Origin of the sequence: Inquilinus sp. YAF38 (assembly GCF_052113205.1) — a bacterium.
Taxonomy (GTDB): domain Bacteria; phylum Pseudomonadota; class Alphaproteobacteria; order DSM-16000; family Inquilinaceae; genus Inquilinus.
Genome location: NZ_JBFRCU010000074.1, coordinates 26,529 through 39,703, shown reverse-complemented (window position 1 = coordinate 39,703; position 13,175 = coordinate 26,529). Strand labels below are relative to the sequence as shown.

15 protein-coding genes are annotated in these 13,175 nt (G+C 70.3%); 10 read left to right on the top strand and 5 right to left on the bottom strand.

The annotated features are described in order from the left end of the window. Positions 1–383: hypothetical protein (locus AB4Z01_RS26690; protein ID WP_441698895.1), on the bottom strand; the 383-nt coding region annotated here is incomplete at its 3' end. A 337-nt stretch (positions 384–720) separates the two neighbouring features. Between AB4Z01_RS26690 and AB4Z01_RS26685 the strand changes: the two genes are divergently transcribed. Together AB4Z01_RS26685 and AB4Z01_RS26680 are read left to right on the top strand one after the other, a co-directional pair. Next, a complete protein-coding gene (locus AB4Z01_RS26685; protein ID WP_441698894.1) occupies positions 721–915 on the top strand; it encodes a hypothetical protein in 195 nt (64 codons plus the stop codon). Positions 916–1,044: 129 nt separating this feature from the next. Then, positions 1,045–1,467 carry a PaaI family thioesterase gene (locus tag AB4Z01_RS26680; protein ID WP_441698893.1) on the top strand — a complete coding sequence of 141 codons (423 nt, stop codon included), beginning with the start codon at positions 1,045–1,047 and terminating at the stop codon, positions 1,465–1,467. A 7-nt stretch (positions 1,468–1,474) separates the two neighbouring features. On the opposite strand, the gene AB4Z01_RS26675 is transcribed toward AB4Z01_RS26680, so the two are convergent. Next, a complete protein-coding gene (locus tag AB4Z01_RS26675) occupies positions 1,475–3,322 on the bottom strand; it encodes a calcium-binding protein (RefSeq protein ID WP_441698892.1) in 1,848 nt (615 codons plus the stop codon). A 310-nt stretch (positions 3,323–3,632) separates the two neighbouring features. On the opposite strand from AB4Z01_RS26675, the gene AB4Z01_RS26670 reads away from it, so the two are divergent. From AB4Z01_RS26670 to rpsI, 3 genes are all read left to right on the top strand, one after another. Beyond that, a complete protein-coding gene (locus tag AB4Z01_RS26670) occupies positions 3,633–4,775 on the top strand; it encodes a LuxR C-terminal-related transcriptional regulator (RefSeq protein WP_441698891.1) in 1,143 nt (380 codons plus the stop codon). 201 nt (positions 4,776–4,976) lie between these two features. Next, positions 4,977–5,435 carry a 50S ribosomal protein L13 gene (gene rplM, locus AB4Z01_RS26665; RefSeq protein ID WP_429231267.1) on the top strand — a complete coding sequence of 153 codons (459 nt, stop codon included), beginning with the start codon at positions 4,977–4,979 and terminating at the stop codon, positions 5,433–5,435. 4 nt (positions 5,436–5,439) lie between these two features. Further along, complete coding sequence (gene rpsI / locus AB4Z01_RS26660; RefSeq protein WP_441698890.1) at positions 5,440–5,919, top strand: 30S ribosomal protein S9; 480 nt, start codon at positions 5,440–5,442, stop codon at positions 5,917–5,919. On the opposite strand, the gene AB4Z01_RS26655 is transcribed toward rpsI, so the two are convergent. Then, positions 5,837–6,796, bottom strand: a complete 960-nt coding sequence (locus tag AB4Z01_RS26655; protein ID WP_441698889.1) for a hypothetical protein — start codon at positions 6,794–6,796, stop codon at positions 5,837–5,839. The genes rpsI and AB4Z01_RS26655 overlap by 83 nt on opposite strands. Positions 6,797–6,887: 91 nt before the next feature. Next, complete coding sequence (locus AB4Z01_RS26650; protein WP_441698888.1) at positions 6,888–7,445, bottom strand: helix-turn-helix domain-containing protein; 558 nt, start codon at positions 7,443–7,445, stop codon at positions 6,888–6,890. An 85-nt stretch (positions 7,446–7,530) separates the two neighbouring features. Here AB4Z01_RS26650 and AB4Z01_RS26645 point away from each other — a divergent pair, with 85 nt between their 5' ends. The 3 genes from AB4Z01_RS26645 to AB4Z01_RS26635 all read left to right on the top strand — a co-directional run bounded on the left by AB4Z01_RS26645 (position 7,531) and on the right by AB4Z01_RS26635 (position 10,258). Next, a complete protein-coding gene (locus AB4Z01_RS26645; protein WP_441698887.1) occupies positions 7,531–8,652 on the top strand; it encodes an aminotransferase class I/II-fold pyridoxal phosphate-dependent enzyme in 1,122 nt (373 codons plus the stop codon). Between the two features lie 89 nt (positions 8,653–8,741). Then, positions 8,742–9,701, top strand: coding sequence for an N-acetyl-gamma-glutamyl-phosphate reductase (gene argC, locus AB4Z01_RS26640; RefSeq protein ID WP_441698886.1), 960 nt, complete (start codon positions 8,742–8,744; stop codon positions 9,699–9,701). A gap of 5 nt (positions 9,702–9,706) precedes the next feature. After that, the gene (locus tag AB4Z01_RS26635; RefSeq protein WP_441698885.1) at positions 9,707–10,258 is read left to right on the top strand and encodes a gamma carbonic anhydrase family protein; all 552 of its coding nucleotides are present in this window, start codon (positions 9,707–9,709) and stop codon (positions 10,256–10,258) included. Between the two features lie 3 nt (positions 10,259–10,261). Here the strand turns inward: AB4Z01_RS26635 and AB4Z01_RS26630 are convergent, their stop codons facing one another. Then, positions 10,262–11,377 (bottom strand): lysophospholipid acyltransferase family protein, encoded by a 1,116-nt coding sequence (locus tag AB4Z01_RS26630; RefSeq protein WP_441698884.1) that lies wholly within the window; start codon positions 11,375–11,377, stop codon positions 10,262–10,264. A 122-nt stretch (positions 11,378–11,499) separates the two neighbouring features. Between AB4Z01_RS26630 and AB4Z01_RS26625 the strand changes: the two genes are divergently transcribed. Both AB4Z01_RS26625 and AB4Z01_RS26620 read left to right on the top strand, forming a co-directional pair. Next, positions 11,500–11,703 carry a hypothetical protein gene (locus AB4Z01_RS26625; protein ID WP_441698883.1) on the top strand — a complete coding sequence of 68 codons (204 nt, stop codon included), beginning with the start codon at positions 11,500–11,502 and terminating at the stop codon, positions 11,701–11,703. Positions 11,704–11,737: 34 nt separating this feature from the next. Continuing rightward, positions 11,738–13,108, top strand: coding sequence for a tetratricopeptide repeat protein (locus AB4Z01_RS26620; protein ID WP_441698882.1), 1,371 nt, complete (start codon positions 11,738–11,740; stop codon positions 13,106–13,108). Positions 13,109–13,175 lie beyond the last annotated feature (67 nt).

Here is a 13,175-nt window from a genome sequence, read left to right as displayed (position 1 = left end):
ACCGCGTGCAGGGTCTCCTCGACCTGGTAGCGCTGAGCGTCACGGCGGGCTTCGCGGGTGGCCTCGCGCTCGGCGGCCTGGGTTTTCTCGCGGGCGCACAGGGTGTCGGCGGCACGGGCGCGCAGCGCCAGGGAGCGCTGCACGGTGCGGGAGAAGCGGTTGAAGGCCAGCCCGGCCTCCTGCGCCTCGGCACGGGCCGCCTGCACTGAGGTCTCGTCGGATTTGGGCTGGGCGGCGCAGGCCTGGGCCGCGACGGCGCGGGTTCCCTCGCCCTCGGCCAGCTGCATGGCGATCTCGGCCAGGCGGGTGAGCATCTGGATCTGCTGCAGCGCGAGGCTGCGGCAATAGGCCTGGACGTCGAGATCTGCTGGTGCGGCTTCCATGGAACGTATCATGAACGAAGTCCGGCAGATCGCGCAATGCACATTGTGTTTACTTGAACGACCTCGTACCCGCTGCGGCGAGGCTGGTGATCGCGCCGTCCGGAAGCGCAACTATACTTACGGATAATCGGCCGACCGATATGTCGGCCGGGATAGATGTCAGTCCGATGGTGGTCCGTCCTGGCGCGGTCTCTAGTTGCGGGACGCCATGAACTGGCGGCGCTACAGAATCCGGCGTGAACGGGCGGCTGGCGTGCCTTTCGCCCTTGCCGCGCCGGTCGGTAAGCCCTTCGTCCCAATCTCTGCGTTGCAATCATCCCATCGAGGAATTCGGATCATGCGGACTCCGGCACTGGTGCTCCTCCCGATCATGCTGGCCGGGCTTGCCATAACCTCCTGCTCGACCTCGGGCAGCCCGAGCGATCAGTTCAACCTCGAGGTTCGCGACCCGACGGCCGCAGTGGAAGCCCAGGCCGATCCGAACGCCGAGCCCGGCGTGACGTCGCCCAACCCGATCGTTCCGCAGCCCTGACGGCCTGCACCGGCGTTGGCCTGTTCCCGCCCGAAACATGAGAGCCGGGCAGCGGCACGCCGGCCGGCTGCGGGCTTGCGGCGGCCGCCGCGCTCGGCCCTACTGGCGGAAACCGGAGGGAGGGGGACGATGCAGCCGGCGATCAAGGCCGAGACCATGGAGGCGATCATCCGCGAGGGCGTGCCGCTGATCGGCGCTTTCGGCGTGACGGTCGCAGCGCTGGGGGCGGGCACGGCGACGCTGGTGATGCCCTGCCGCGAGGATTTCGTGCGGCCGGGCGGCACCATCACCGGCCCGGCCCTGTTCGGCCTGGCCGATGTCGCGCTCTACGCCGCGGTGCTCAGCCGGATCGGGCGGGTCGAGCTGGCGGTCACCACCTCGATGGCAATCAATTTCCTGCGCCGCCCGGCGCTGGTGCCGGTGATCGCCGAGGCCCGCCTGCTCAAGTTCGGCAAGCGCTTGGCTTACGGCGAGGTGCTGCTGTTTTCGGAGGGTGAGGACGCGCCGGTGGCCCACGCCACCGGGACTTATTCGATCCCGCCGCGCGGGTGATCGGCCGCTACAGCACGAAATCCCCCGACTGCAGTGCGAGAACCCGCGTCAGCACGATGTGGAAATCGGATGCGCCGTCGCCGTTCACGTCGCCGGCGATAATGGTGGAGGGGCCGGACGCGATATAGCGCAACTGCCCGGCGACATGGCCGAAAGCCGCCGCGCCGATGAAGCTGAAGGCCTGGTCGCCGGCCGCCGTGGTCTTGGCGTCGATGGCTGAAAGGTCGATCCTGTCGCCCTGCGACCGGGTGAAGTCGGTGATCCGGTCGGCATTCGCGCCGACGGCGCTGTGCCACGCGGCGGAGAAGGCGAAGCGATCGGCGCCGGCGCCGCCGGCCAGGGTGTCCCGCCCGGCCCAGCCGTTCAGCACATTGGCGCCGCCATCGCCGGTGATGGTGTCGTTGCCGGTCGAGCCGGTGACGTTTTCGATGCCGGTGTAGACGTCGCCGAGCGCCTCGCCGGACGATCCGACCCGGATGCCCAGGTTGACCGTGACGCCGGCGGCCGCCGTCGCATAGGAGGCGGTGTCCAGCCCGCTGCCGCCGTCCAGGGAGTCCGCGCCGCCGCCGCCGCGAAGCGCGTCGTTGCCGCCTTCGCCGCGCAGCGTGTTGGCGCCGGCATTGCCGGTCAGCAGGTCCGCGCCCTGGCTGCCGGTGATGTGCTCGACGCCGACATAGGTATCGCCTTGGGCATAGCCGCCGGCGCCTGTGCCGGTCGCGAGGTTGGCGATGACGCCCGTGGCGCTCTCCCAATAGGTCGCGATGTCGGCACCGTTGCCGCCGTCCAGCCGGTCGGCACCCGATCCCCCCCGCAGGACATCGTCGCCGTCGAACCCAAAAAGGCTGTCGTTGCCGGCCAGGCCCGACAGCACATTGTTGCCGACCCCGCCTGATATGGAATTGGCGAGGGCGTTGCCGGTGCCCGACAGATTGACGGCCGTGCCGCCGTCCTTCAGCACCAAATTCTCGATGGCTTCGAAACCGGCGAGCGACAGCGAGAGCGAGAGCGAGCTTTCGATCCCGTCGATGCCGCCGCCGGCATACTCCCTGATCTCGTCGAGAAACACGCCGGCCGGGGAGAAGTCCTGCGCGCCGACGACATAGACATCGCCATCGGCGCCGCCGTCGAGATAGTCGACCCCGCTGCCGCCGGTCAGCCGGTCGAAGCCCGCCGAGCCATAGAGCCGATCGTCGCCCGCGCCGCCCGCGATCGTGTCGTTCCCTTCATCCCCGGAGCAACTGTCCTCGTCGTCACCGCCGTCGATCTGGTCGCTCCCCTCGCCGGCGCGGATTTCGTCATCGCCCGAACCACCGTAAAGGCTGTCGTTGCCCACGGCATAGCGAGAGACGAAATCGTCGCCGGAGCCGCCATCCATGTAGTGCGTGCCGTCTCCATCGGAGCGGATGTGGTCGTCGTCGCCGCCGCCGTAGATGTAAGTCGTTAGACCGGCTGCGGTATTGTGGCCGATATAGATATCGTCGTTTCCGGCATCTCCGGAATACACACCTGAATCGCCTCTCCTGTCGTCGATGTAGTCGTCGCCATAGCCGCCATAGAGCTGGTCGTTGCCGCTGTAGCCGTCGAGGTAGTCGTCGCCGTAGTCGCCGTAGAGCTTGTCGTTGCCGTCATTGGAGTCGCCGTAGGAGGTGCCACCGTCGAGATCGTCGTTGCCGTAGCCGCCATGGATCGTGTCGTCGCCGAGGTCACCGTACAGATAGTCGTCGCCATAGCCGCCGTTGATCAGGTCGGCGCCGGAATCGCCCCGAACGAAGTCGTCGTCGCCATAGGCGTTGATTTCGTCGTCGTTCACGGTTCCGTTCAGGATGTTCTTCTCGCCGTCGCCATTGATCGCCATGTCAGCCGTCCCGTCTGCTTTGTTGATCCCGATCATCTTGCCTCGGCTCGGCGGCGTCGGCGTCATCCGAACAGAGGATGCGCGGCAAGGCCAAGGGCGCTACCCTCGGAGCTTCGGCCACGCTCCGACGACAGTGGGTGAGAGTGAGCCGGTGGCCCACGCCACCGGGACTTATTCAATCCCGCCGCGTGGCTAACCGGCAAGCCAGTTATGGCGGGTTGCCACAATCCGGTCCCGAGGATTGCCATCTTTCGCTCGCCTTGTGGCCCCCTTCGCGCGTTCGCATGATTTCCGGGGGGTATTCGCGAGCATGTTGGCCGAAGCGGTTTCCAATGCGGTCGAGCGGATCTATGGCGCGGCCCTGCGGCCGGAGGGATGGGCGGACGGCCTCGAAGCGGTCCGCGGGCTGGTCGGCGCCGACCATGCGGTGCTGCTGACCCGGGAGGCAGGACGGCCGGCCACGGGCGTCGGTGTCGGCGTCGATCGCGATCCTTTGAACCGCTTCGCCGAGGCGGCCTCAAGCGGCGGCCCGGCGGAGGCCTGGCTGCGCTCGATCCCGGCGGAACGGACGGTGGCGTCGTCCAGCCTGGTGGCCGATTCCGAGTTCCTGCGCACCGAGATGTACAACGAGATCGTCCGGCCGATGAACGGCTTCCGCGCCGGCGTCTTCGCCTGGCACGGACGGAACCGGTCGCACACCGTCGCCGTCTGCCGGCCGCCCAAGGTCCGGGATTTCGCGCCGGCCGAGCTGCAGGCGCTGCAACTGGTGATGCCGCATTTCGCGGCTGCGCAGCGGCTGCGCCGGCGGCTGGCTGCAAGCGAATTGCAGGTCGCTGAAAGCCGGTCGGTGCTGGAGGCGTTGGATAGCGGCGTCATCCTGGTCGATCGCGACTGCCGGCCGCATCTCGTCAATCGGCGTGCGGCTGAGATCGCCCGGCAGCACCGTGGCCTGCGGCTGTCCTCTGCCGGGCTCACGGCGGCGCTGCCGGCCGAGACCAATCTCCTGCGCCAACTGGTGGGCGCGATGTCCGCGATCGTGACCCGGCCGGCCGACGCCGTCTCGCCGCGCTCCGGCGCCGCGGCCTCGGCCCGGCTGTGCCTGTCGGATCCGGAGGGCGGGGCGCCGCTGGTGCTGACGGTGGCGCCCGTCACCGCCATCGATCCGGCGGAGGGGCGCTGCGGCCCCGCGCGGGCGGCGATCTTCATCGCGGCGCCGGATGCCGCGCGGTCCATCGACGAGCGGGCCCTGATCGCCGCTTTCGGCCTGACGGTGCGGGAGGCGGAGGTGGCGGCGCGCCTGGCCTCCGGCGCCACGGTCGGCGGCCTGGCGGAGGCCTGGGGCATCAGCGCCAATACCGTCCGTGGCTATCTCAAGGCCGTGTTCGACAAGACCGGCACCCATCGCCAGGCCGACCTGGTCCGGCTGGTGATGCAGGGCTTCGCCGCGGCGTGATTGTCGCTATAGTGCCGAACGCCAGCGATCCTGCGGCTTACGAAGAAGGTATTCAAATACCGTTCCGCTAAGTCACTGTCGGATCGCCGCTTTTTTCCGTTGACGTGGGCAGGCTGGGCGCGTAGACAGCCGCCTCTCGCCGGGCCCCTCCCCAGGGGTGTCCGGCGGCATCCGTTCCCGACCCTCGATCAAGGGCCCGTCATGAAGACATATTCCGCCAAGCCCGCCGAGGTGGAGAAGAAGTGGATCGTGGTCGACGCCGACGGCGTCGTTCTCGGTCGGCTCGCCAGCATCATCGCGATGCGCCTTCGCGGCAAGCACAAGACCATCTTCACCCCGCACGTCGACACCGGCGACAACGTCATCGTCGTCAATGCCGAGAAGGTCCGCCTGACCGGCAACAAGCGCCAGGACAGCATCTTCTACTGGCACACCGGCTATGCCGGCGGCATCAAGGGCCGGTCGAAGGGCCAGATCCTCGATGGCGCCCATCCGGAGCGTGTGATCGAGAAGGCGGTCGAGCGCATGATCACCCGCGGCCCGCTGGGCCGTAAGGTCATGGGCAACCTCAAGGTCTATGCCGGTGCGTCGCATCCGCACGAGGCGCAGCAGCCCGAGGCGCTGGACGTCGCTGCCATGAATCCGAAGAACAAGAGGTAAGGCCGTGGCCGATCTGCAGTCCCTCTCCGATCTGAAGCCGACCCTCGAAGGCGCCGTGGCCGAGGCCGCCGCGCCGGTGGAGCCGAAGCGCGACGCCCAGGGCCGCTCCTACGGCACCGGCCGCCGCAAGGACGCGGTCGCCCGCGTCTGGATCAAGCCGGGCACCGGCAAGGTCACGGTCAACGGCCGCGACCAGGAGATCTACTTCGCCCGTCCGGTGCTGCGCATGCTGCTGAAGCAGCCGTTCGAGGTGTGCGACCGGGCGAACCAGTTCGACGTCATCTGCACCGTCAAGGGCGGCGGCCTCTCCGGCCAGGCCGGCGCGGTCCGGCACGGCCTCAGCCGTGCGCTGGAGCATTACGAGCCGGGCCTGCGCCCGGCGCTGAAGGCGCACGGCTTCCTCACCCGCGACTCGCGCGTGGTCGAGCGCAAGAAGTACGGCAAGTCCGGCGCCCGCCGGAGCTTCCAGTTCTCCAAGCGCTGATCCGGTCTCCGGATTTCGTGTTCGGCCCATTTGGGTTGGCAGGGGGGCGCCTTCGGGCGCCCCTTTGTCGTTCCGGAGGGCGTCTTCGCGGCGAGGGCGTGGTCGAGACCAGGGTCGGCGTCACCGCGGCCGGGCGGGCGGGTCCGGCCGGGGCAGGGGCAGCCACCGTGGTCGCCACGGTCGGAATCACCGCCGGCTTGGTCGGCTGGATGGCGGTGACGCCGGCGAAGCGGCGGCCGTAATCGCTGATCCGCACGCCGTTGTCGTCGGCCGGGTCGTAGGCGCCGGCGGTGGCGATGAAGCGCTCGGTCCCGTCCGGCCCGCCCAGATGCATCATGGCCCGCAACCCATCCCAGGTGATCGGCACCCCGGCGACATAGCCGCCGATCCGCCGGTCCAAACCGCGCTGGGCGATCTCGCGGTCGAGATGGCCGAGATGCAGGCGAAAGGCCGCGATCTGGGCCGCCGGCGTATCGAGGAAATCGCCGATCGACCGGACCCCGGGATAGCCCGGGATGTGGAAGGTGCCGCGCCAGCGGTTGCGGCTGTCCTCGGTCGACAAGGATTCGCCCGGATCATAGATGCCGGCGATCGCCGCCGCCGATTCGCCAAGCTGGAACAGCCCGGCATAGCCGCCCTTGTTCATCTGCAGCGGATCGCGGCTGCTCTCGGCCGCKGCCAGCAGCTCGGCGAAGGCGTGGTCGCCGAGATGCGGGATGTCGGCCGGAACGTCCGGGCGGAGCGGGATGCCGGGGGTAACGGACGGGACCGAGGAGACAGCCAGCTCCGGCGCCGGAGGATTGGTGGCCGGCACGGCCGTCATCAGCAGGCTGCCGGCGACGATGGCCAGCACGGCCTTGCGTCGCGATGGAGTCATCCGATCGCCGCTCTGGTAGGGTCCGCGGCCCGCATGGTGCCGGCCGAAGCCAGGCGAGGCAAGCATACTTTCGCGGGTGAGGCAGTGTGACTCAGCCCCGGCCGACCGGGCTCACCACCTTGACGAAGCGCACCGGACCGCCCTCGGCGCGATAGGCGTAGGGACGGTCGCTGGCCAGGCGCAGCGCATGGCCGGTGGGGGCGGCGAGGGTGGTGCCGTCGACCTCCAGCACCAGCGTGCCCTCCAGCACTTGGATCAGCTCCACCGTCCCGGCCGGGTCCGGGCTGGCCTCGTAGCGGGTGCCGGCTTCGAGCATCCAGTCCCACAGCTCGGCCCGGCCGCCGGAGGCCAGCAGCCGGGCGCTGCCGGACTCGGACTGCCACATCGTCGCGAACTCCGCGGGCGGGATCACCCGGGCCGCGGCCGCCGCTTCGCCGCCGACCAGCTCGCCGAAGCCGATGCCGAGCGCCGCCGCGATCTCCGCCAGCGTGGCAATACTCGGGTTGGTCTCGGCCTTCTCGATCAGCGCCAGCATGCGGGGCGACACACCGCTGCGCTCGGCCAGCGCCGCCTGGCTCAGCCCGCGGAGTTGTCGCTCCTGCCGCAGCCGCTGGGCGATCCGCTGCAGCACCTCCTGCGACGATGTCACCGGCGCTCTCTCCATTCGCATCTTGTTGCCGATCAATATGTAATATATTGCAGTAGGCGTGGCGACGGATTTCGGGGATGCGGCAATGACCTTCCAGCCTTTCGAGCTCGAGCAGTGGCAGTCGGAGTGGGAGCACACGGTCGAGTACAACCTCGCCGACAGTTCGGTGCGCTGCGCCGCGGTGCGCGAGGTGCTGGGGCCGGATGCGGTCGACCGGCTGCTCGACCAGGTGCTGTTCTACCCGCAGGTCAACGGCACCGACGCGCTGCGGACGCGGATCGCCGGGCTGTACCAGGGCGCCACGGCCGACCAGGTGCTGGTCACGGCCGGGGCGTCCGAGGCGAACCAGATCCTGTGCCAGACGCTGCTGTCGCCGGGCGACGAGGTGGTGGTGATGGAGCCGGGTTACCGCCAGGTCTGGGGCATCGCCCGCAACCTCGGCTGCACGGTGAAGAGCTTCCCGCTGCTGCCCGACCAGGGCTGGCGGCCGGATCTCGACGCGCTGGAGGCCGCGGTCGGGCCGCGCACCCGGATGATCGCCATCGTCAACCCGAACAACCCGACCGGCAGCATCCTGACGGCGGAGGAGGTGGCGCGGATCACGGCCATCGCGGCCAAGGCCGGCGCCTGGCTGCATGTCGACGAGGTCTATCGCGGCACCGAGCGGCTGGCCGACACCGAGACGCCGAGCTTCTGGGGCAGCTACGAGCGCACCGTGGTGGTCGGCAGCCTGTCCAAGGCCTATGGCCTGGCCGGGCTGCGCATCGGCTGGCTGGTCGGGCCGAAGGCGCTGGTCGAGGACGCATGGCGCCGGCACGAATATGTCGTCATCGCCACCGCCGGCCCGTCGATGCTGTTGGCCGAGCTGGCGCTGGAGCCGGCGAACCGCACCCGGCTGATGGCCCGGCAGCGCGAGCTGTCGCGCCGCGGCTGGGCCGGGCTGGAGCGCTGGATCGGTGCCAACTCCGACCTGGTCTCGGCGGTGCCGCCCGCGGCCACGGCACTCGGCTTCGTCCGGGTCCATCTCGACCTGTCCTCGGTCGCGGTGGCGGACGCGATCCGCCGCGAGGCGTCGGTGCTGGTGGCGCCGGGCGTGTATCTCGGCGCCGAGCATCACCTGCGCATCACCCATGGCTACGAGCACGCGCCGGCCGCGCTGGACCGCATTTCGACCGTGCTGCGGGAGCTGAAGGCCGGGCGCGTCTGACGCAATCCGGAAATGACGGCGAAGCCGGTTCGGCCGGCCCCCGGAATGTGTTAAGTCATCGCTGACTCATTCTGACCGAGGGCAAGGCGATGCCGGCGACGGTGTTCATCGATGGCGAGGCTGGTACGACGGGGCTGCAGATCCGCGACCGTCTGGCCCGTCGCGCCGATGTCGAAATCGTCAGCCTGGCCGATGCCGAGCGCAAGGATCCGGCGGCGCGCCGGCGGCTGCTGAACTCGGTCGACGCCGCGATCCTGTGCCTGCCCGACGACGCCGCGCGCGAGGCGGTGGCGATGGTCGAGAACCCCGATGTGCGGGTGATCGACGCCTCGACCGCCTATCGCACCGCGGAGGGCTGGACCTACGGCTTCCCCGAGCTTGCGCCCGGCCAGGCCGAGGCGGTGGCGAAGTCCAAGCGCATCTCCAACCCCGGCTGCTACCCGACCGGCGGCATCGCCCTGCTGCGGCCGCTGATCGACCGCGGCCTGGTGCCGGCGGACCACCCGGCGACCGTCAACGCGGTCAGCGGCTACACCGGCGGCGGCAAGAGCCTGATCGCCCGCTACGAGGTCGAGAAGAAGGGCCCGCCCTTCTACCTCTATGGGCTGAAGCTGGCGCACAAGCATGTGCCGGAGCTGCAGCGCTGGTCCGGCCTCAACCATGCGCCGATCTTCGTGCCCTCGGTCGGGACTTTCGCCCAGGGCATGCTGGTGTCGCTGCCGCTGCAGCTGTGGGCGCTGCCGAAGCGGCCCTCGGCCGCCGACCTGCATGCGGCGCTGGCCGAGCATTACCAGGGCCAGGCCTTCGTCTCGGTCGCGCCCTTGGCCGATGCCGAGGCGCTGGCGGAGCTGGAGCCCGAGGCGCTGAACGGCACCAACCAGCTGCGGCTGTTCGTCTTCGCCAACGCCAAGGAACCGCAGGCGCTGCTGGTGGCGCAGCTCGACAATCTCGGCAAGGGCGCGTCGGGTGCCGCGGTGCAGAACATGAACCTGGCGCTGGGGCTGGCGCCGACTGCCGGGCTGCTTCCGGCACGGTCGCAGGCGGCCTGAGCCCCATGGCCGCAGGTGCGGTGATTCTGCCCTATCGCAACAAGCAGCCGCGGATCGCGCCGGACGCCTTCATCGCGCCCGGCGCCGTGGTGATCGGCGATGTCGAGATCGGGCCGGGCACCAGCGTCTGGTTCGGCTGCGTCATCCGCGGCGACATGCAGCCGATCCGGATCGGCGCCCGCAGCAACATCCAGGACGGCACGGTGATCCATGTCGCCTCGGCCGACGGCCCGACTCATATCGGCGACGACGTCACCATCGGCCATATGGCGCTGATCCATGCCTGCACGCTGGAGAACCGCAGCTTCGTCGGCATGAAGGCCTGCGTCATGGACCGGGCGGTGGTCGAGAGCCGTGCCATGGTCGCGGCCGGGGCGCTGCTGACTCCCGGCAAGCGGGTGCCGGCCGGCCAGCTCTGGGCCGGCGGCCCGGCGCGGTTCGTGCGCGCCCTGACCGACGAGGAGCACGAGCACCACCGCAAGCTGGCGGAGGGCTATGTCGCGCTCGGCGTCGAATACCGCGCCAATGTGGTGCTGGATTCCGGGTCGGCGCTGTAGCCCTCAGTCCTTGAGCGCCGCCAGGCTGGCCTTGTAGGCTCGCACGCGTTGCCTCAGCTTGCGCGGGCGAGGCATCATCCAGCGCTTGTGCAGCCACAGCCACTGCTCGGGCCGGGCGCGGACCCAGCCCTCGACCACCTCGTTCAGCGCGATCGTCGCCGCCTCGATATCGGCCTTGCGGTCGCCGCTGCGCGGCATCGCCAGCGGTGGCTCGAACACCGCGCGGTAGCGGGCGCCCGCCAGCCGCTCGATCCTGACCGGGATCACGGCGCAGTCGAGATGGTAGGCCATGGCCACGGCGCCGGGCGAGGTCATGGCGTCGTGGCCCATGAACGGCACCTTCAGCCCGCCATTGTAGCGCTGGTCGACCATCATCCCGAGCACGCCGCCGGCGCGCAGCACCGACAGGGCGCGCTTGGCGTCCGATCCCTCCATCCGCTTTTCCAGCATGATGGTGCCGACGGAGCTGCGGATGCGGTGCAGCAGCCGGCCGACCAGCGGGTTCTTCGGCGGCCGGGCGATGGCGGTGAAGGGCACGCCGTGATTGGCGGCAACGGCAGCCCCGACCTCCCAATTGCCGAAATGGCCGATAGCCATGACCACGCCGCGGCCGCCGTCGCGGGCGGCCAGGAAATGCTCGATCCCTTCGACCTTGATGCGCCGGGGGCGGCGGGCCTCGCTGCGCCGCAGCTGGCCGAGATGCGGGAACTCGGCGATCACCCGGCCCAGATTGTCCCACATGCCGCGGATCACGCGCCCGCGCTCGGCGGCCGACAGCTCCGGCATCACCAGGCGCAGATTGGCGTCGGCCCGGCGCGAGGCGCCGAGGCGCGGCCCGAGGGTGCGGCCGACCCAGCCGCCGAGGGCGGAGGCGAGGTCGAGCGGCAGCGCCCGCATCACCCCATACAGGGCATAGAGGGGCAGTGCCTGCGTGACCGTGGCGAGGTGGCGGCGGCCGTGGCGCCGATAGTGCTTGCGGATGCGCCGGATCCGCGCCGACCAGCTGGATCGGGTGGAGTCCGGAGAATCGTTCGTACGCGTGATGAGTGCCTCGGTTTTGCTGGGGCCCGGTTCTCGAGCGGTCCGCGGCGGCGTTCGTGACGAGCTTACTCGTCGCATGAACACCTGTCCGGTGCCAGTTGTTTCGCGTTTCCGTACATTTCCTGACAGACGGCATCGCGGCCTTGCGCTGGACCGGCAAAGCGCCATATCACGGCGGCCCAGCCCGAAAGGAGAGGCAGATGAAGACGCCCGTGCCACCGAAGGCCGGGCCGAAGCGGCGCGATCCGCATGCGCTGATCGCCCGCCGGCTCGGCCACAAGATCGTCCCGTCCGGCAAGCTCTACAGCCGCAAGGACAAGCACCGAAGCCCCCGCCGCCCGGACGGGGGCTTCGCCATTTCGGGGGTAACGCAGGTTACAAGCAGCGCGGGGCAGGCAGGCTAGGCTATCCTGATCCAGAGCATGAGAGGATCGGGTCATGGGTCTTACCGACAGCCGGGGCATTCCGGTCTCGACCACCAGCCGTGCCGCGCTCGACCGCTACGAGGCGGCGGCCGACCGGCTGCACAGCTATTTCCGCGACCCACTGGCGGAGATCGAGGCCGCGCTGGCCGAGGATCCGGGCTTCGTCATGGGCCATTGCCTGCGCGGCACGCTGATGGCGCTGGCGACCGAGAAGGCGGCCGAGGCGCCGCTGCGCCAGAGCGTCGACGCGGCGGAGGCGCTGGCGGCCGGCGCCAATGAGCGCGAGCGCGGCCACATCGCGGCGCTGCGGGCCTGGCTGGACGGCGATTTCGCCGGCGCGGTCGACGCCTGGGGCCGGGTGGCGGAGGCTTGGCCGCGCGACGGGCTGGCGCTGCAGGCCGCCCATCTCGGCGACTTCTATCTCGGCCACACCCAGCTGCTGCGCGACCGCATCGCCCGGGCGCTGCCGGGCTGGGACGAATCGGTGCCGGGCTACGGCTACATCCTCGGCATGCACGCCTTCGGGCTGGAGGAGACCGGCGACTACCGCGCCGCCGAGGCGACCGGCCGCCGCGCCGTGGCGCTGCAGCCGCGCGATCCCTGGGCGATCCACGCCGTGGCCCATGTCATGGAGATGCAGGGCCGGCTGCCCGAGGGCGTCGACTGGCTGACCGGCCGCACCGGCGACTGGGCGCCGGACAACATGTTCGCCTTCCACAACTGGTGGCACCTGGCGCTGTACCATCTCGACCTCGGCGAGACCGCGACGGTGCTGCGGCTGTATGACGAGGCGATCCGGCCGCAGCCCTCGCCGGTGGCGCTGGAGACGCTGGATGCCACGGCGCTGCTGTGGCGGCTGCATCTGCGCGGAGTCGACGCCGGCGGCCGCTGGGCCGAGCTGGCCGAGACCTGGGCGCCGATGGCCGAGGACGGCTATTACGCCTTCAACGACATGCACGCGATGATGGCCTTCGTCTCCACCGGCCGCGACGCCGATGCCGACCGGCTGCTGGCGGCGCAGGCCCGAAGCGCGGCGGCGGGCGGCACCAATGCGGCGATGACGGCCGCGGTCGGGTTGCCGGTGTGCCAGGCGCTGCGCGCCTTCGGTGCCGGCGACTATGCCGCGGCGGTCGAGCTGCTGGCGCCGGTGCGGGCGGTGGCGCACCGCTTCGGCGGCAGCCACGCCCAGCGCGACGTGCTGGCCCTCACTTTGGTTGAGGCGGCGCTGCGCGGCGGTCAGGCCGAGCTGGCGCGGGGGCTGGCGGCGGAACGCACCGAGGCCAAGCCCGGCAGCCCGTTCAACTGGCGCCTCACGGCGCGTGCGCTGCGGCTGGCGGGGGACGAGGCGGGGGCGATGGCGGCGGAGACGAGGGCTGGCGCTTAGCTATGCGCGTTGCCTCTCCCGCTTGCGGGAGAGGTCGGAGACGCGAAGCGTCTCCGGGTGAGGGTTC